Genomic DNA, 16,826 nt, shown 5'->3' on the forward strand with positions numbered 1-16,826 from the left:
AAGTCCGGTGGCGCGGCCACAACCGGCCGTCCAACCCGGCGCTGTCCCGCAACTGTGAGGCCCCCTCGGGGGACGAGCCAGGTCGCCTTCCCGACACCGACGTCCCCGTCCTCGTGGGAAGGACAGGCCGCCTCCGTCGGGACCGCGCTGCTCCTTCCCCCCGCCCGACAAGGAGCACCGTGCGGACCGCACGCCACCTTTCCCCCGTCCTTCTCGGAGCCGTGCTCGCCCTGACCGCCTGCGGTGCACCGGACGGCGGCGAGCCCGAGGCCGAGCCCGCCACCGAGGCCGCCTCCGTCCCCTGCGGGCCCCCGGAGCCCGACCCCGAGCGCCTCTCCGTGGGCGACGGCGCCTTCCCCGTCACCGTCACCGACGCCACCGGCGAGGTCACCGTCGAGGAGGCCCCCGAGCGGATCGTCTCCCTGTCGGCCAGCCACACCGAGATGCTCTTCGCCATCGGCGCGGGCGACCGGGTCGAGGCCGCCGACGAGTACTCCGACTACCCGGAGGAGGCCCCCACCACCTCGCTGAGCGGCTTCGAGCCCAGCGTGGAGGCCATCACCGAGTACGACCCCGACCTGGTCCTGCTCGCCCGCAGCGCCGAGGCGACCGCCGCCCAGCTGGAGGACGTCGGCATCCCGTCGCTGGTCCTGGACGCCGCCCGGGACCTGGAGGACACCTACGCCCAGATCCGCATGCTCGGCGACGTCACCGGCCACACCGAGGAGGCCGACGCCGAGGCCACCCGGGTCGAGGACGAGTTCAACGCGATCGTCGAGGGCGTGTGCGAGGAGACCGGCGACGCCGGCCTGTCCTTCTACCAGGAGCTCGACGAGACCTCCTACTCCGCCACCTCCGACACCTTCGTCGGCCAGATCTACGCGTCCTTCGGCCTGGTCAACATCGCCGACGAGGCCGACGCCGACGGGGCCGCGGGCGGTTACCCGCAGCTGTCCCAGGAGTACGTCGTGGAGCAGAACCCGGACCTGATCTTCCTGTCCTACGGGGACGAGTCGACGGTTGCCGACGTGGCCGGGCGCCCCGCCTTCGACACCGTCACCGCGGTGCGCAACGACGCCGTCTACCTGCTCGACGCCGACATCGCCTCCCGCTGGGGGCCGCGCGTGGTCGAGTTCGCCGAGCTGGTCGGCCAGGCCGTCACCGAGAACGCGGCGGACTGACGTGCGGGGCGGTGTCGGCCTCCCGCTGGGGTGGGTCGCGGGCGGGCTGGTCGCGCTGCTCGCGGCGGCCCTGCTCGGCGTCTCCGCCGGAGCGGCCTCCCTCTCCGCGGCCGACATCGCCCGGCACCTGCTCAGCCTCCTGCCGTTCGGTGCGCAGTCCCCCCTCACCGAACGGGAGGCGGCCGTCCTGGTGGAGCTGCGCCTGCCGCGCGTGGTGATGGGCGCGCTCGTCGGCGCCCTCCTGGCCACCGCGGGCGGCGCCTACCAGGGCGTGTTCCGCAACCCGCTGGCCGACCCCTACCTCCTCGGCGCCGCCGCCGGAGCCGGGCTCGGCGCGACGACGGTCATCGTCTTCGGCGCGCAGTTCAGCGACTCCCCGCGCGCCCTGGTCCCGGTCGCCGCGTTCGCCGGCGCCCTGCTCGGCGTGGCCGCCGCCTACCTGCTCGGGTCCACCGCGGGCGGGGGCGGCACCGCCGCGCTCGTCCTGGCGGGCGTGGCCGTCTCCTCGTTCCTGTCCGCCGCCCAGACCCTCGTCCAGCAGATGGGCGTGGACGAACTCCAGCGCATCTTCGCCTGGCTGCTCGGCGGACTCGGCAGGGGCGGCTGGGACGACGTGCGGCTGGTCGCCCCGTACGCGGTGGTCGGACTCGTCGTCCTGCTGGCCAGCGGCTACCTGCTGGACATGCTCGCCCTGGGAGACGACAAGGCGGTCAGCCTGGGACTGAACCCGGCCGCCGTGCGCATCGTGGTGATCGGCGCCGCGTCCCTGGCCACGGCCGCCGCCGTGTCGGTGAGCGGCCTGATCGGCTTCGTGGGGATCGTCGTCCCGCACGTCGTGCGCCGCCTGGTGGGCTCCAACTACCGGGCGATCCTGCCGGTCACCGTGCTCCTCGGCGGCGCCTTCCTGGTCCTGGTGGACATCGTCGCCCGGACGCTCATCGCCCCCGCGGAGCTGCCCATCGGCGTGGTCACCGCCTTCCTCGGCGCGCCCTTCTTCGTGCTCATCCTGCGCACCACGCGCCACCGCGGCACCTGAGTTCCCGCTGTCACCGGTGGTTCCGGGGCGCCCCGGAAGGGGAGAGGGCCTTACCGGTACCCGCTTCGTTCCCGGCGCGCCACCCGGCCGTGACGCGAACGCGTCGCACACTCTGGAACACTGGAAGGTGCTATGGACATCACCTTGCTCGTCGCCATCATCATCGCCGTCGTGCTCCTGGCCGCCGGTGGGTTCTTCCTGGTCACGACCCGGCGCTCGGTCGAACCGGGCAAGGACGAGACCGAACCCGAAGCCACCGGCGCCGCAGCCGGGGCCACCGCCGTGGAGGACCGGGAACGGGATCCGGGGACCGTCAGCACGCCCCCCGCCCAGGCACCCCCGCCCGTGCGGGAGACCGTCGAGCCCGCCCCGCCGGAGCTGGAGACCCCGCCGCCCTCGGCCGGGCGCATGGTCCGCCTGCGCGCGCGGCTGGCCCGCTCGCAGAACGCCTTCGGCAAGGGGCTGCTCAACCTCCTGTCCTCCGACTCCCTGGACGAGGACACCTGGGAGGAGATCGAGGACACCCTCATCACCGCCGACATCGGCGTCACCTCCGCCGCGCAGATCGTGGAGAACCTGCGCACCCGGGTCAAGGTCCTGGGCACCCGCGGCACGGAGGAGGTGCGGACGCTGCTGCGCGAGGAGCTGCTCGCCCAGATCACCACCGAGGCCGACCGCGCCGTGCGCACCGGCCCGCACGACGGACGCCCGGGCGTGGTCATGGTCGTCGGGGTCAACGGCACCGGCAAGACCACCACCACCGGCAAGCTGGCCCGCGTCCTGGTCGGCGACGGCCGCAGCGTCGTGCTCGGCGCCGCCGACACCTTCCGCGCCGCCGCCACCGAGCAGCTGGAGACCTGGGGCAGCCGCGTGGGTGCCCCGGTCGTGCGCAAGGAGGAGGGCGCCGACCCCGCCAGCGTGGCCTTCGACGCCGTGGCGCGGGGCGTCGAGGAGGGCGCCGACACCGTCATCATCGACACCGCCGGACGCCTGCACACCAAGACCGGGCTCATGGACGAGCTGGGCAAGGTCAAGCGGGTCGTGGAGAAGAAGTCCCAGGTGGACGAGGTCCTGCTCGTCCTGGACGCGACCACCGGGCAGAACGGCCTGCGCCAGGCCCGGGTGTTCGGCGAGGTCGTCAACGTCACCGGCATCGCCCTGACCAAGCTCGACGGCACCGCCAAGGGCGGCATCATCGTGCAGGTCCAGCGCGAACTGGGCGTGCCGGTCAAGCTCGTCGGGCTCGGCGAGGGCCCCGACGACCTGGCGCCCTTCGATCCCGAGGTCTTCGTGGACGCGATCCTGTCCACGGAGTGACGGGGGACCCGACGACGCACGGCCGGACATCCGCACGGGTGTCCGGCCTTCTCGTGTCCGGCCCCCCGCGGCCGGGGCCGGGTCCGCCGACGCGCGTCACCGCCCCCATCACCGACCGCCCCGCCCGTGTCCGGGGGCCGGAACGCGGATGTGACGCACGACACGCGGCGGAAACCCCGGCGCAACACGGGGGCGCCGGTACCTGACCGCGCCCGCGCCGATCCCGTGAGATGTGACCGTGCGTGTCCGTGACGTCGCCCAACGGTGGTGTGACGGGGGTCGCTCTGTGCCGGTGCACGTGCGTTCGCGCGGACTGGGGCTTCGGTTCATGGCGCCTTAACACTGCCGTCTGTCCTTTTACCGGCGCGCAACACACCGGGTCCTGGAGAGAAACACCCCGGTCCGACAGTTGCCTGCGTGGTGTTCTGCATCGGGCCCGATGATGCGCTCGCTGACCGCCGCCCTCACAGACACAATCCCCCGTCCGTCCTATGGAGGCGACGCAATGATTGACTCCGGCAACACGGCGTGGCTGCTGATCAGCGCAGCCCTCGTGATGCTCATGACCCCGGGCCTGGCCTTCTTCTACGGAGGCATGTCACGGGCCAAGAGCGTCCTCAACATGATGCTGATGAGCTTCGCGAGCATCGCGGTCGTGAGCGTGCTCTGGGTCGTCATCGGCCACTCGCTCACCTACTCCGACGGGCCCGGGGCGCTCGACACCTTCATCGGCGGCCTGGACTACGTCGGCCTGTCCAACCTGATCGGTGAGATCGAGCCCGCGGCCGAGGACGGCACCGGCGGCTACCCGCTGCTGGTCGACGCCGGGTTCCAGATGATGTTCGCGGTCATCACCGTGGCCCTCATCAGCGGCGCCATCGCCGACCGCGCCAAGTTCGGCGCCTGGCTGCTGTTCGTCCCGGTCTGGGCGCTCCTGGTCTACTTCCCCGTCGCCCACTGGGTCTGGGGCGAGGGCTGGATCGAGCAGCTGGAGATCGGCGGCTACACGGTCATCGACTTCGCGGGCGGCACCGCGGTGCACATCAACGCCGGCGCCGCCGCGCTGGCCCTGACCTTCGTCCTGGGCCGCCGCAAGGGCTTCGGCTCGGAGTCGATGCGCCCCCACAACCTGCCGTTCGTCCTGCTGGGCACCGCGCTCCTGTGGTTCGGCTGGTTCGGCTTCAACGCGGGCTCGGCCTACGCCGCCGACGGCACCGCCGCCCTGGCCCTGGTCAACACCCAGGTCGCCACCGCCGCCGCCACCGGCGCCTGGATGCTCGTCGAGCGCTTCCGCTACGGCAAGGTCAGCGCGCTGGGCTTCGCCTCCGGCGCCGTCGCGGGCCTGGTCGCCATCACCCCGGCCGCCGCCAACGTCACTCCGCTCGGCGCCATCGCCGTCGGCCTGCTCTCCGGTGCGGTCTGCGCCTACGCCATCAGCTGGAAGTTCAAGTTCAAGTACGACGACGCGCTCGACGTGGTGGGCATCCACATGGTCGGCGGCATCGTCGGCTCCCTGATCCTCGGCCTGGTCGCCGCGGGTGTGGCGGGCGGCTCCGACGGCCTGCTCTACGGCGGCGGCATCGGCCTGCTGGCCGTCCAGACCATCGCCGTCATCGGCGTCATGCTCTACTCCTTCGCCGTCACCTGGGTCATCGCCAAGGTCATCCACCTCGTCATCGGGTTCCGCATCCCCGAGGAGGTGGAGACCAACGGACTGGACCACGAGCTGCACGCCGAGTCCGCCTACGCCTTCGACGAACTCGACGAACTCGACGAACTCGACGAGCTCGAGGACGCGACGGAAGCGGTCTCCCTGCCGACGCCTCCGGGCGGGGAGACGGCCTCGCCGAAGGCCAAGGCCTAGACCTCAGCGTCGAGGCCGCGGGCCTTGCGCCACTGATCCGGCGAGGTGTCCAGGGGCTGGCGGAGAGAGATCTCCGTCAGCCCCGTTCGTGTGCTCAGCCACTTTTCATGGCATATATGGGCATTTCTGGCACCGTATTGGCTGTGGCCTGTGTATCCGTTCGGTACCCTCTGAGCGGTACGGCGGTAGAGCCCGGGCGCACGGCGCCCGACCGACGGCTCCGCCACGCGGGCGGCCCCGTTCCCGGCTCCCCCGAAAAGGGGCACGCGACACAACCGGGAGCCGCGCATTCGCATCCCACACCAGGAACGGGTCGGGGACCGGCGCGTCCACCCCGCCGTCCACCCGGAAACCATGCTGATTCGTACAGTGCCCCACATGTCGGGGTCAGGAGGCAAGATGGCGCCGGTTAGTCACATCACGGGTCGCAGAGGCGGGCGCGTGGCCCTCGCCGCCGCGGGCGCGGTCGTCGCCCTCGGCTTGTCCGGCTGCTCCATCGACCTCAGCCACCTGCGCCCCGGGGGCGGCGGCGAGGAGGAGCCCAGCCCCGAGGCCGCCGAGCCGGTCGCCGCGGCGCCGCTGATGGAGCAGGCCCTGGCCGACCTGGCCGCCTACCCGGCGCTCACCGCCACCGGTCAGGTGGCCGAGAGCGTCGGCTCCGCCGACGTGCGCGACGCCTCGCTGACCGTCGCCGACGGCGGCGCGGCCAGCGGCACCATCCGCGCCAACGGCATCGAGGCCGAGCTGATCAGCGCGGACGGCAGGATGTTCCTGCGGGCCGCGGAGGACTTCTGGCTCGACCAGGGCGTCTTCAGCCCCGACTTCGACGACTTCGACGGGAACTGGGTGCGGGCCTCCTCGGCCCAGGCCGGGTTCAACCCGAGCGTCTCCCTGGCCCCGCCGGAGCTCTCCGCCGTCCTGGGCGGCATCGAGCTGGACTCGGAGGAGGCCGTCGAGGAGAACCTGGACGGCACGCTCACCTACCGGATCGACCTGGCGGGCGAGCGCAACCAGGTCTGGATCAACGCCGAGACCAGCCAGATCCAGCGCATCGCCATCGAGGAGCTCGTCCCCGAGGAGGCCGAGACCGGCCCCCAGGTCCGCCTGGACCTGGCCCAGGCCGAGACCGCCGCCGTCGAGGAGCTCTACGACGGCGTCACCGCCGCCACCGAGGAGGAGCTGACCTCCTCCCGGGACGCCCGCATCGAGGTCGGCTGGGAGGGGAGCCCCTCCATGACGTGCGAGGACGGCCCCAACTGCACCTGGACCGGGACCGTGCGCGACGCGGGCGGCGACGGCAGCGGCGAGGTGGCCGTGAGCATGGCCGTCACCTTCAGCAACGCCGACATCGGCGAGCAGACCTGCGAGGACAGCGGGACCCTGGAGGCGGGCGGCACGCTGGAGCTCTCGTGCAGCGCCGACTACAACATCGTCAGCTCCGTCCAGCAGACCTACCCGATCGACGGCGAGGCCCAGCTGTCCACGCGCGGCCTGACCGGCGGCCAGCAGGAGGAGATGCTGGCGGCCCTCGCCGAGCAGCGCGAGGCCACCCTGTCGGGCGGGGCCTCCCCCTCCGAGGAGGCGTCGGAGACGGCCGAGGAAGAGGGCAACTAGAGGTACCCGCGGGGCTCGGCCCCGAGCGCACGGCGGCCGAGGGCGGGGACGGTGTTCCCGCCCTCGGCCGTGTCCGGACCCGCCTGCCGAGGGATACTGCAAGGTGATCCCGGCCGGTAGGCTGGGAGACCAACTCCGAGACGAAGGACTGGCCACACTCGTGTTCGAGACGCTTTCCGACCGGCTGACATCGGTCTTCTCCTCGCTGCGCGGTAAAGGGCGCCTGTCCGAGGAGGACATCAACGCGACCGCGCGGGAGATCCGTCTCGCGCTGCTGGAGGCGGACGTCGCGCTGCCGGTGGTCCGCGAGTTCATCGCGCGGATCAAGGAGCGCGCCCGGGGCGAGGAGGTCTCCAAGGCCCTCAACCCGGCCCAGCAGGTCATCAAGATCGTCAACGAGGAACTGGTCGGGATCCTCGGCGGCGAGACCCGGCAGATCCGCTTCGCCAAGAACCCGCCGACCGTGATCATGCTCGCGGGCCTCCAGGGCGCCGGTAAGACCACCCTGGCGGGCAAGCTCGCCCGGTGGCTGGCCGCCGACCGCAACACGCCGCTGCTGGTCGCCGCCGACCTCCAGCGCCCCAACGCCGTCACGCAGCTCCAGGTGGTCGGTGAGCGCGCCGGGACCCCCGTGTTCGCGCCCGAGCCCGGCAACGGCGTCGGCGACCCCGTCCAGGTCGCCCGCGAGTCCGTCGAGCACGCCCGCCGCAACAACCACAACGTGGTGATCATCGACACCGCGGGCCGTCTCGGCGTGGACAGCGAGATGATGCGGCAGGCCGCGGACATCCGCGACGCGGTCAGCCCGGACGAGATCCTCTTCGTCGTCGACGCGATGATCGGCCAGGACGCGGTCAACACCGCGCAGGCCTTCCTCGACGGGGTCGGCTACGACGCGGTCGCGCTCACCAAGCTCGACGGCGACGCGCGCGGCGGCGCGGCCTTGTCCATCCGCCACATCACCGGCCGTCCCATCATGTTCGCGTCCACCGGCGAGAAGCTGGAGGACTTCGACCTCTTCCACCCGGACCGGATGGCCTCGCGCATCCTGGACATGGGTGACGTCCTCACCCTCATCGAACAGGCCCAGCGCACGTTCGACGAGGCCGAGGTCGAGAAGATGGCCTCGACCATGGCGTCGGACGAGGACTTCACGCTCGACGACTTCCTCCAGCAGATGCAGATGGTCCGCAAGCTCGGCCCGATCGGCAACCTGCTCGGCATGATGCCCGGCATGGGCCAGATGCGCGAGCAGATCGACAGCATCGACGACAAGGACCTGGACCGCATCCAGGCCGTCATCCAGTCGATGACCCCGGGCGAGCGCGCCAACCCCAAGATGATCAACGGCTCGCGCCGCCTGCGCATCGCCAACGGTTCGGGCACCCAGGTCAGCGATGTCAACGGCCTGGTCACCCGCTTCTTCGAGGCGCAGAAGATGATGCGCAAGATGAAGAGCGGCGGCATGCCGGGTATGCCCGGGATGCCGGGCATGGGCGGCGGAGCCAACCGCAAGAAGGCCAAGGCCCAGGCCAAGAAGGCCAAGAAGGGCAAGCAGCGCAGCGGCAACCCGATGAAGGCCCGCCAGCAGGAGGCCGACCGCGCGGCCGAGCGCCAGCGCCGCCAGGAGGAGGGCGGCCAGCAGCCGCCGCAGCTGCCCCCGGGCCTGGGGGGCGGCGGCCAGCCCACGCTCCCGCCCGGCTTCGGCGGCCCCAACATGCCCGACCTGTCCAACTTCAAGCTGCCCAAGCAGTAGGCGCGGCCGGTACCGGCCCTCGCGCCCGTCGGCCGACGGGCGGAGCGCTACCATGCGTGTGGCGCGACCGACCGCACCGCGGACGCGGACGGGCCCACGGCCCGGACCGCGTGCCCGCCTCCTCGGAGGCGGGCGGTCGGCGCCGCCCGGGAGACCGGGCGGGGCGGCCCGTCCACGTTCCGGGGACGGGCCGTCTCCGGGTCCGCCGCCCATCCGTGCACGGGTGTTCCGGTGTCGTGTCCGGGGAACACGTCCGCGTCTGGCACAATGAGTAGTCGACTAACGGTGCCGGGCCAGCCCTCTAACTAGCCCGCCACCCACGTCTGTCCCGTCGGGTGCCGCAACCCCACGTGGTTTCGCCGCCGGGCGCCTTACACCGTTAATCGGGAGAAGACCACTCCAGTGGCTGTCAAACTGAAGCTCAAGCGTATGGGCAAGATCCGTACGCCCCAGTACCGCATCATCGTCGCCGACGCCCGCACCAAGCGGGACGGCAAGGCGATCGAGGAGATCGGCAAGTACCACCCCAAGGAGCACCCGAGCCTCATCGAGGTCGACTCCGAGCGGGCCCAGTACTGGCTGTCCGTGGGCGCCCAGCCCTCCGACGCGGTCAAGGTCCTCCTGCGCAAGAGCGGTGACTGGCAGAAGTTCAAGGGCCTGCCCGCTCCGGCTCCGCTCCAGGTCGCCGAGGCCAAGGACCCCGAGGCCAAGGAAGCCGCCTTCCAGGCCGCTCTGAAGGAGCTCGTGCTCCCCGGCGCCGAGGGCAAGGGCAAGGGCCGCAAGTCCGAGAAGAAGGCGGACAAGGCGGACAAGCCCGCCGAGACCGCTGAGACCACCGAGACTGAGAAGTCCGAGGGCGAGGCCTGACGTGCTGGAAGAGGCGCTTGAGCACCTCGTGAAGGGGATCGTTGCGAACTCCGACGACGTCCAGGTGAGAGCCAAGCGGCTCCGCAAGGGCAAAGTCCTGGAGGTCCGGGTCCATCCCGACGACCTCGGCAAGGTGATCGGCCGCAACGGCCGCACCGCCAAGTCCCTGCGGACCGTCATCGGCGCCCTGGCCGGGGGCCGCTACGTCCGCGTGGACCTGCTGGACCTGCACGAAGTGCGCTGACGCGCCTCTCGGGGCGCCGACCGCCAGCGGTCGGCGCCCCGCAGCCGTGCCCGGGACCCCGGGGCCCGTGCCCATCGCACGCGCCCGGTCCCGGGCACAGTTTTCTCACCCCCCGAGGGGCGGAAGGAAGAATCCCCATGCGACTCGTTGTCGGCCGGATCGGCCGCGCGCACGGCGTCCGCGGCGACGTCGCGGTGGACGTGCGCACGGACGACCCCGCGGCCCGGTTCGCCGACGGCTCCGTGCTGGCCACCGACCCGGCCGAGGCCGGTCCGCTCACCGTCGTCTCCACGCGCCGCCACAGCGGCCGCCTGCTCGTGCGCTTCGAGGGCGTGGCCGACCGCGACGCCGCGGAGGGGCTGCGCGGCACCGCCCTGCTCGTGGACTCCGAGGACATCCCGCCGCTGGAGGACCCGGACGAGTTCCACGACCACGAACTCATCGGCCTGGCCGCGGTGACCACCGGCGCGGAGCCGGTCGGCACGGTCGCGGACGTGCTCCACAACGCGCAGGACCTCCTGGTGGTGACCACCCCGGGCGGTGCGGAGGTGTACGTGCCCTTCGTGGCGGCCCTGGTCCCCGAGGTGGACGTGGCCGGCGGCCGGATCGTCATCGACCCGCCGCCCGGCCTGCTCGACCTCGCCGACTGAAGGGGCGCGCCGTGCGCATCGACATCATCAGCATCTTCCCCGAGTACTTCGGCCCCCTGGACCTGTCCCTGATCGGCAGGGCCCGCGTGTCCGGGCTGCTCGACGTGCGCGTGCACGACCTGCGCTCCTGGACCCACGACCGCCACAACACCGTGGACGACACCCCCTACGGCGGCGGCCCCGGCATGGTGATGAAGCCCGAGCCGTGGGGCGAGGCGCTGGACGAGGTCGTGGGGGAGGGCCCCGCGCGGCTGATCCTGCCCACTCCCAGCGGGCGCCCCTTCCGGCAGGCCGACGCCGAGCGCCTGGCCAAGGAGGAGCGGCTGGTCTTCGGCTGCGGCCGCTACGAGGGCATCGACTCGCGGGTCGCGGCGGACGCCGCGGAGCGGATGCCCGTCGAGGAGGTCAGCATCGGCGACTACGTGCTCAACGGCGGCGAGTCCGCGACGCTGGTGATGGTCGAGGCGATCACCCGGCTGCTGCCGGGCGTCCTGGGCAACACCGAGTCCGCGGTGCAGGACTCCTTCGCCTCCGGCGGCATGGAGAACCTCGTGGAGGGGGCGGTCTACACCAAACCCGCCTCCTGGCGCGGCCGGGAGGTGCCGCCGGTGCTGCTGTCGGGCAACCACGGCGCCGTGGACCGCTGGCGCCGGGACCAGGCGCTGCGCAAGACGGCGCGCAACCGCCCCGACCTGGTGGAGGCCCTGCCGGAGGAGGCGCTGGACCGGCGCGACCGGGAGGTCCTGGCGGAGGAGGCCGTTCGAGACGCCACCTGAGATGTGGCAGACTGGGTGGGTTCCCCCTCGGTGACCGGCGGCATCCGCATGCCGGCGGTACGACGTCGGCCTCTGTGACGGTCACCCGGGCGGTTCGACAGTACAGACCCATTCGGGCCCTCGCCCGCGTACCCCCTCCCCTGCCGGGGAGCAGGACGCGGAGCGCTATCGATGAGGATTCGCGAGATGCACACCGCCATTCAGGAGCTGGAGAAGGCCCAGCTTCGTTCCGACGTCCCGGAGTTCCGTCCGGGTGACACCCTCAACGTCCACGTCCGTGTGACCGAGGGCAACCGTACCCGTGTCCAGGTCTTCAAGGGCGTCGTCATCCGCCGCCAGGGCTCGGGCAACCGCGAGACCTTCACCATCCGCAAGGTGAGCTACGGCGTGGGCGTGGAGCGTACCTTCCCGATCCACACCCCGGCCATCGAGAAGTACGAGGTCGCCGCCCGCGGCCGCGTGCGTCGCGCCAAGCTGTACTACCTGCGCGACCTGCGCGGCAAGGCCGCCCGCATCCGCGAGCGCCGCTAGTCCGCGACCGGGTGGCCCGGGGCTTCCTCCCGGCGTTTTTCCGTGTCGAATCTCTCCGCTCCCGCCAGGGAGGCAGGATAGGCTTCGGCTCGATGAGCAAAGACGAGAAGGACCTCGGCTCGGACGGGGTCCAGGACGAGGAATCCGCCCAGCCCGGTCCGGAGGAGCACGACTCCGCCACTGGCTCCCGAGCTCACGAGAGCTCGGGAGCCAGTGCTGTCTCCGGTACCGACGGCGAGGAGTCGGAGGAGGGGGCGGACGACGAGATGAGCAAGTCCCAGAGCACCGAGAAGAAGGGGTCGTTCTGGAAGGAACTCCCCGTCCTGATCGTGATCGCCGTGGTCCTGGCGTTCGTGATCAGGACCTGGCTGGTGCAGGCCTTCTACATTCCCTCCACCTCGATGGAGAACACCCTCCTCGTCGGGGACCGGGTACTCGTCAACAAGGTCGTCTACGAACTCCGCGACATCGAGCGCGGAGAGGTGGTCGTCTTCGACGGCAACGGGTCCTGGGACGATCCGAACACCGTGTCGGTCCCCGAGCCCACCAACCCGGTCTCGGCCGCGTTCACGTGGGTGCAGCAGCAGCTGGGCGCGGCGCCCACGGGCAAGGAGTACATCAAGCGGGTCATCGGCCTGCCCGGTGACACCGTGGAGTGCTGCGACGAGCAGAACCGCGTCCTGGTCAACGGGGTCCCCCTCGAAGAGGATGCCTACCTGTACCCGGGCAGCGTGGCCACGCACACCGAGTTCGGCCCGATCGAGGTGCCCGAGGGACACCTGTGGCTGATGGGGGACCACCGGGCGATCTCCTCCGACTCGCGGCTCAACCAGAACAACCCCGGCGGCGGCGCGGTCCCGATCGACCACGTCGTGGGACGGGCCTTCGTGATCATCTGGCCGGCCGGGCAGATCGGTCCGCTCAGCATCCCCGAGTCCTTCGAGGAGCTCAACGCCGCGGACGAGTGACGCACCGCGCGGGCGGTCCGGCGAGAAAATCCGCACGGCGGAGTACACGGGGCCCTTCCGTGACGCATGATGGAGGCTGGACGGTATCGGCGTCCCCCGACGCGCGGGGCCGCCGTCGACCGGGAACATCCCGGCCGCCGGCGGTGTCCCGGTGGGAGGGGACCGGCACACCACGACCGGAGAGTGCGACGAAAGCGAGCGCGTGGATGAGTTCTGAGGACCTGGAGAAGTACGAGGCCGAGATGGAGCTCCAGCTCTATCGCGAGTACCGCGACGTCGTCGGTCTGTTCAGCTACGTGGTGGAGACCGAACGGCGGTTCTACCTCACCAACCACGTCGACCTCCAGCCGCGTTCGACCGAGAACGGGGAGATGTACTTCGAGGTCGTGATGGAGGACGCCTGGGTCTGGGACATGTACCGCCCGGCCAGGTTCGTCCGCAACGTCCGCGTGGTGACGTTCAAGGACGTCAACGTCGAGGAGATCACCAAGGCCGACCTGGAGATGCCGCCCGCCGAGGGGAGCGGACAGAGCTGATCCGGCCGCCGGGCGGCCGGGGAGACCCCCGGGTTCCGGCCCCCGGGCCCGGCCTCCCTCCCCCGGACGGCGTCGGGGTTTTCCACAGGAGAGAACCGGCCCTGGCGCCGTGAACGGCGATCACCGACCGTGGTTACGGGAGGTGGTCGACCTTGGACCGGTGGGCCGAGTACCGAAGGACGCTGGGCGGCCGCGGCGAGGACCTCGCCGCGGCCTTCCTCCGACGCGCCGGGATGCGGGTGGTCGCCCGCAACTGGCGCATCCCCGACGGGGAGATCGACATCGTGGCCCGGGACGGCCCCGTCCTGGTCGTCGCGGAGGTCAAGACCCGTACCTCCGTCCGGCACGGGCACCCGGTGGAGGCCATCACCCCCGACAAGAGGCGCCGCCTGCGCCGCCTCGGACGCGCCTGGGCGGCCCGGCACCGGGTGCCCGCCCACCCCCTGCGCGTGGACGGCGTCTGCGTCCTGATCAGCGGCGGGCGCGTGTTCGTCTCCCATGAGCGGGGGATGGCATGATGACGCTCGCCCGCACCCGCTGCATCGCCCTGCTGGGCGTCCAGGGGCACATCGTCGAGGTGGAGGTGCACCTGGGCGGCGGCGACTTCGGGGTGACCCTGGTGGGGCTGCCCGACGCCGCGCTCCGCGAGGCCAGGGACCGCATCCGCGCCGCCGTCGTCAACAGCGGTGAGGAGTGGCCCAGCGGCCAGATCGTCATCAGCCTGTCCCCGGCCAGCCTGCCCAAGTCAGGGAGCCTGTTCGACCTGGCCATCGCCGCCGCCGTCCTCGCCGCGGCGGGCTCGGTGCCGGTGGAGCGGCTGGAGGACAGCGTCCTCATCGCCGAACTCGGCCTGGACGGCCGGGCACGGCCGGTGCTGGGGGTCCTCCCGGCGGTCGTGTCGGCCGCCGAGCAGGGCTACCGCAGGTTCGTCGTCGCGCGGGGGAACGCCGCCGAGGCCCGGCTGGTGCCCGGCGCCGAGGTGACGGCGGTGGACAGCCTGATGGACCTGTGCCAGTGGCTACGCGGGGAGTGCTTTCCCGAGGCGCACGAGGAGGAGGCCGTACCCCGCCCCCGGGAGCCGCGCGGCCAGGGGCCCGACCTGTCCGACGTCCTGGGGCAGCCGGTGGCCCGCCGCGCGGTGGAGATCGCCGCGGCCGGCGGCCACAACCTCATGATGCTGGGGCCTCCCGGCACCGGCAAGAGCCTGCTCGCCGAACGCCTGCCCACCGTGCTGCCCCCGCTCAGCCCCGCCGAGGCGCTGGAGGCCACCGCGATCCACTCGGTGGCGGGCATGCTGCCGCCCGGCGCGCCCCTGGTCACCGCGCCCCCCTTCGCGGCGCCGCACCACACCTCCACCCGGGCCTCGATCATCGGCGGCGGCAGCGGCTACCCCACGCCCGGCTGGGTGTCCAAGGCCCACCGCGGCGTGCTCTTCGTCGACGAGGCCCCGCAGTTCGGGCGAGGGGTGCTGGACTCCCTGCGCGAACCCCTGGAGCGCGGCGAGGTGGTCCTGGCCCGCGCCTCCTCGACGGTGACCTTCCCGGCCCGCTTCCAGCTGGTGATGGCCGCCAACCCCTGCCCCTGCGCCAAACCCGGCGCCCTGTGCACCTGCCCCGCCGGTGAGCGGCGCCGCTACTTCTCCCGCCTGTCCGGGCCCCTGCTGGACCGGATCGACCTCAAGGTGGAGCTGCAACCGGTGTCGAGGGCCGAGCTGCTCGCCGACCGCGCCTTCGCCGAGTCCTCCGAGGTGGTGGCCGCCCGGGTGGAGAAGGCCCGCGCCCGCGCCGCCGAGCGGCTGGCGCACACGCCCTGGACCACCAACGCGGCCATCCCCGGGGCGCAGCTGCGCCGGGAGTTCCCGGTGGAGTCCGCCGCGCTGCGGGTGCTGGGCAGAGCGATGGACCTCGGACAGATCAGCGCCCGGGGGGTGGACCGCGCCCTGCGGGTCGCCTGGACCCTGGCCGACCTCGCCGACCGGGACCGCCCCGGCGAGGAGGAGGCGGCCTACGCCTTCGCGCTCTGGGCGGGGCGCGCGTGGTGAGCACGGACACGACGGAGGGGAGCGGGGGGACGGTGCGGGACGCGGAGGACGAGGCGGACGCGCGGGCGCGGGCCTGCCTGACGGCGGTGGCCCCGCCGGGGGACCTGTGGCTGGGGGCGGTGCTCGCCGAGCACGGTGCGGAACGGGTGTGGGCGCTGCTGGTGGCGGGGGCGCCCCCGCCACCGGCGCCCGCCAGCGCCGGGGAGGAGGGGCCGGGGCCGCAGGCACGGGCCCTGCTGGAGCGCAGGTGGGTGCGGTGGGGCGCCGCGGCGCGGGCGGTGGACCCCGACGGGCTGCTCGGCGACTCGGCGGCGGCCGGCATCCGCTTCGTGGCCCCGCGGGACCCCGAGTGGCCGGGCCGCCTCGACGAACTGGACCTGCCCGGAGGGCGGCGCTCGCACGGACTGTGGGTGCGCGGCGCGGGGGACCTGCGCCACCTGTGCCTGCGCTCGGTGGCCGTGGTGGGCGCGCGCTCGGCCACGCCCTACGGGGAGCATGTGGCGGCGGAGATGGCCTACGAGCTGGCCGAGCGCGCGGTCGTGGTGGTCTCCGGCGGCGCCTACGGGATCGACGGGGCCGCGCACCGGGCGGCCCAGGCCCACGGCGGCACGGTCGTGGTGCTGGCCTGCGGGCTGGACGTGGACTACCCGCGTGGGCACGCGGGCCTGTTCGCCGACGTCGCCCGCACCGGGGTGCTGGTGAGCGAGCGGCCGGTGGGCGCCACCCCGCGCGCACCGGACTTCCTCGTACGCAACCGGCTGATCGCCGCGCTCACCCCGGGCACGGTGGTGGTGGAGGCCGGGCGGCGCAGCGGTGCCCTCAACACCGCCTCGCACGCGGCCGAGCTCAACCGGGCGCTGATGGCGGTCCCCGGCCCGGTCACCTCGGCGATGTCGGTGGGCTGCCACCTGCTGCTCCGCGACTGGAACGCGAGCTGTGTCACCTGCGCGGACGACGTCGTCGCCCAGGTGAGCGCGCTGGGGGAGCTGCCGCCGGAGTCCGGGCCGCTGCGGGTGTCGGCCGAGCTCGACCAGGACAGCGCCCGGGTCCTGGCGGCGGTGCCCCGGTCCGGCGCCGGGCCCGCGGTGATCGCCGTGGCCAGCGGGACCCGCCTGGAGAGGACCCTGCGCTCCCTGGGGATGCTGGCAGCGGCCGGGCTGGTGGAGCGCTGTCCGGCGGGCTGGCGGCTGCCGCAGTGAGCGGGCGGAGGCCGCGACCGGCAAGCCGGTTCCCGGCGTGCGCCGCCGGGTCGGAGCGGTCAGGGGCCGTGCGGCACCGCGGACGGTCGCGGCCTACCCGGTCCGGTGGGACCGGGCCCCGCTTCGCACCCTCGTGGACGGTCACGGCCCGCCGGGCCCGGCGGAGACGGACCCCACGCGCCGCGTACGCTCCGTGGCCCGCCCCGCCACGTCCGGTCTTCGGCCCGCGCGGAGGCGAAGTGGTGA

Annotated in this window: 16 protein-coding genes; all 16 read left to right on the plus strand. The window is 72.8% G+C overall.

What is annotated here, in order from left to right; all coding sequences use genetic code 11:
- Window positions 1-179: 179 nt before the first annotated feature.
- The 16 genes from EV372_RS15305 to EV372_RS15380 all read left to right on the plus strand — a co-directional run bounded on the left by EV372_RS15305 (window position 180) and on the right by EV372_RS15380 (window position 16,580).
- Window positions 180-1,181 carry an ABC transporter substrate-binding protein gene (locus EV372_RS15305; RefSeq protein WP_130396524.1) on the plus strand — a complete coding sequence of 334 codons (1,002 nt, stop codon included), beginning with the start codon at window positions 180-182 and terminating at the stop codon, window positions 1,179-1,181.
- A gap of 1 nt (window position 1,182) precedes the next feature.
- The gene (locus EV372_RS15310; RefSeq protein WP_130396525.1) at window positions 1,183-2,217 is read left to right on the plus strand and encodes a FecCD family ABC transporter permease; all 1,035 of its coding nucleotides are present in this window, start codon (window positions 1,183-1,185) and stop codon (window positions 2,215-2,217) included.
- 132 nt (window positions 2,218-2,349) lie between these two features.
- A complete protein-coding gene (ftsY, locus tag EV372_RS15315) occupies window positions 2,350-3,534 on the plus strand; it encodes a signal recognition particle-docking protein FtsY (protein WP_130396526.1) in 1,185 nt (394 codons plus the stop codon).
- A gap of 505 nt (window positions 3,535-4,039) precedes the next feature.
- On the plus strand, window positions 4,040-5,398 hold the full coding sequence (locus EV372_RS15320; protein ID WP_130396527.1) for an ammonium transporter: 1,359 nt from the start codon (window positions 4,040-4,042) through the stop codon (window positions 5,396-5,398).
- Window positions 5,399-5,797: 399 nt separating this feature from the next.
- Complete coding sequence (locus EV372_RS15325) at window positions 5,798-7,012, plus strand: LolA-like protein (RefSeq protein ID WP_130398937.1); 1,215 nt, start codon at window positions 5,798-5,800, stop codon at window positions 7,010-7,012.
- A gap of 160 nt (window positions 7,013-7,172) precedes the next feature.
- Window positions 7,173-8,768, plus strand: coding sequence for a signal recognition particle protein (gene ffh / locus EV372_RS15330; protein WP_130396528.1), 1,596 nt, complete (start codon window positions 7,173-7,175; stop codon window positions 8,766-8,768).
- Between the two features lie 402 nt (window positions 8,769-9,170).
- Window positions 9,171-9,635: a 30S ribosomal protein S16 gene (gene rpsP, locus EV372_RS15335; protein WP_130396529.1), complete on the plus strand. Its 465-nt coding sequence runs from the start codon at window positions 9,171-9,173 to the stop codon at window positions 9,633-9,635.
- Window position 9,636: 1 nt separating this feature from the next.
- Window positions 9,637-9,879 (plus strand): RNA-binding protein, encoded by a 243-nt coding sequence (locus EV372_RS15340; RefSeq protein WP_013151282.1) that lies wholly within the window; start codon window positions 9,637-9,639, stop codon window positions 9,877-9,879.
- 137 nt (window positions 9,880-10,016) lie between these two features.
- Window positions 10,017-10,529 carry a ribosome maturation factor RimM gene (gene rimM / locus EV372_RS15345; RefSeq protein ID WP_130396530.1) on the plus strand — a complete coding sequence of 171 codons (513 nt, stop codon included), beginning with the start codon at window positions 10,017-10,019 and terminating at the stop codon, window positions 10,527-10,529.
- Window positions 10,530-10,540: 11 nt separating this feature from the next.
- A complete protein-coding gene (gene trmD, locus EV372_RS15350; RefSeq protein WP_130396531.1) occupies window positions 10,541-11,305 on the plus strand; it encodes a tRNA (guanosine(37)-N1)-methyltransferase TrmD in 765 nt (254 codons plus the stop codon).
- 186 nt (window positions 11,306-11,491) lie between these two features.
- Complete coding sequence (rplS, locus tag EV372_RS15355; RefSeq protein WP_019608682.1) at window positions 11,492-11,836, plus strand: 50S ribosomal protein L19; 345 nt, start codon at window positions 11,492-11,494, stop codon at window positions 11,834-11,836.
- Window positions 11,837-11,928: 92 nt separating this feature from the next.
- Window positions 11,929-12,804: a signal peptidase I gene (lepB, locus tag EV372_RS15360; RefSeq protein ID WP_130396532.1), complete on the plus strand. Its 876-nt coding sequence runs from the start codon at window positions 11,929-11,931 to the stop codon at window positions 12,802-12,804.
- A gap of 206 nt (window positions 12,805-13,010) precedes the next feature.
- A complete protein-coding gene (locus EV372_RS15365; protein WP_013151287.1) occupies window positions 13,011-13,340 on the plus strand; it encodes a DUF2469 domain-containing protein in 330 nt (109 codons plus the stop codon).
- A 152-nt stretch (window positions 13,341-13,492) separates the two neighbouring features.
- Window positions 13,493-13,858: a YraN family protein gene (locus tag EV372_RS15370; RefSeq protein ID WP_130396533.1), complete on the plus strand. Its 366-nt coding sequence runs from the start codon at window positions 13,493-13,495 to the stop codon at window positions 13,856-13,858.
- Window positions 13,858-15,381 carry a YifB family Mg chelatase-like AAA ATPase gene (locus EV372_RS15375; protein ID WP_130398938.1) on the plus strand — a complete coding sequence of 508 codons (1,524 nt, stop codon included), beginning with the start codon at window positions 13,858-13,860 and terminating at the stop codon, window positions 15,379-15,381. The genes EV372_RS15370 and EV372_RS15375 overlap by 1 nt, the downstream gene beginning before the upstream one ends.
- Complete coding sequence (locus tag EV372_RS15380) at window positions 15,378-16,580, plus strand: DNA-processing protein DprA (RefSeq protein WP_486484400.1); 1,203 nt, start codon at window positions 15,378-15,380, stop codon at window positions 16,578-16,580. Before EV372_RS15375 ends, EV372_RS15380 begins: the two co-directional genes overlap by 4 nt.
- Window positions 16,581-16,826: the final 246 nt, after the last annotated feature.

The organism is Nocardiopsis sp. CNZ308, assembly GCF_004217075.1.

Bases quoted from the DNA above. Each gene is read 5' to 3' on its own strand.
- ftsY (WP_130396526.1), top strand. From the start codon at position 2,350: ATGGACATCACCTTGCTCGTCGCCATCATCATCGCCGTCGTGCTCCTG.
- EV372_RS15320 (WP_130396527.1), top strand. From the start codon at position 4,040: ATGATTGACTCCGGCAACACGGCGTGGCTGCTGATCAGCGCAGCCCTC.
- EV372_RS15325 (WP_130398937.1), top strand. From the start codon at position 5,798: ATGGCGCCGGTTAGTCACATCACGGGTCGCAGAGGCGGGCGCGTGGCC.
- rimM (WP_130396530.1), top strand. From the start codon at position 10,017: ATGCGACTCGTTGTCGGCCGGATCGGCCGCGCGCACGGCGTCCGCGGC.
- rplS (WP_019608682.1), top strand. From the start codon at position 11,492: ATGCACACCGCCATTCAGGAGCTGGAGAAGGCCCAGCTTCGTTCCGAC.
- lepB (WP_130396532.1), top strand. From the start codon at position 11,929: ATGAGCAAAGACGAGAAGGACCTCGGCTCGGACGGGGTCCAGGACGAG.
- EV372_RS15365 (WP_013151287.1), top strand. From the start codon at position 13,011: ATGAGTTCTGAGGACCTGGAGAAGTACGAGGCCGAGATGGAGCTCCAG.
- EV372_RS15375 (WP_130398938.1), top strand. From the start codon at position 13,858: ATGACGCTCGCCCGCACCCGCTGCATCGCCCTGCTGGGCGTCCAGGGG.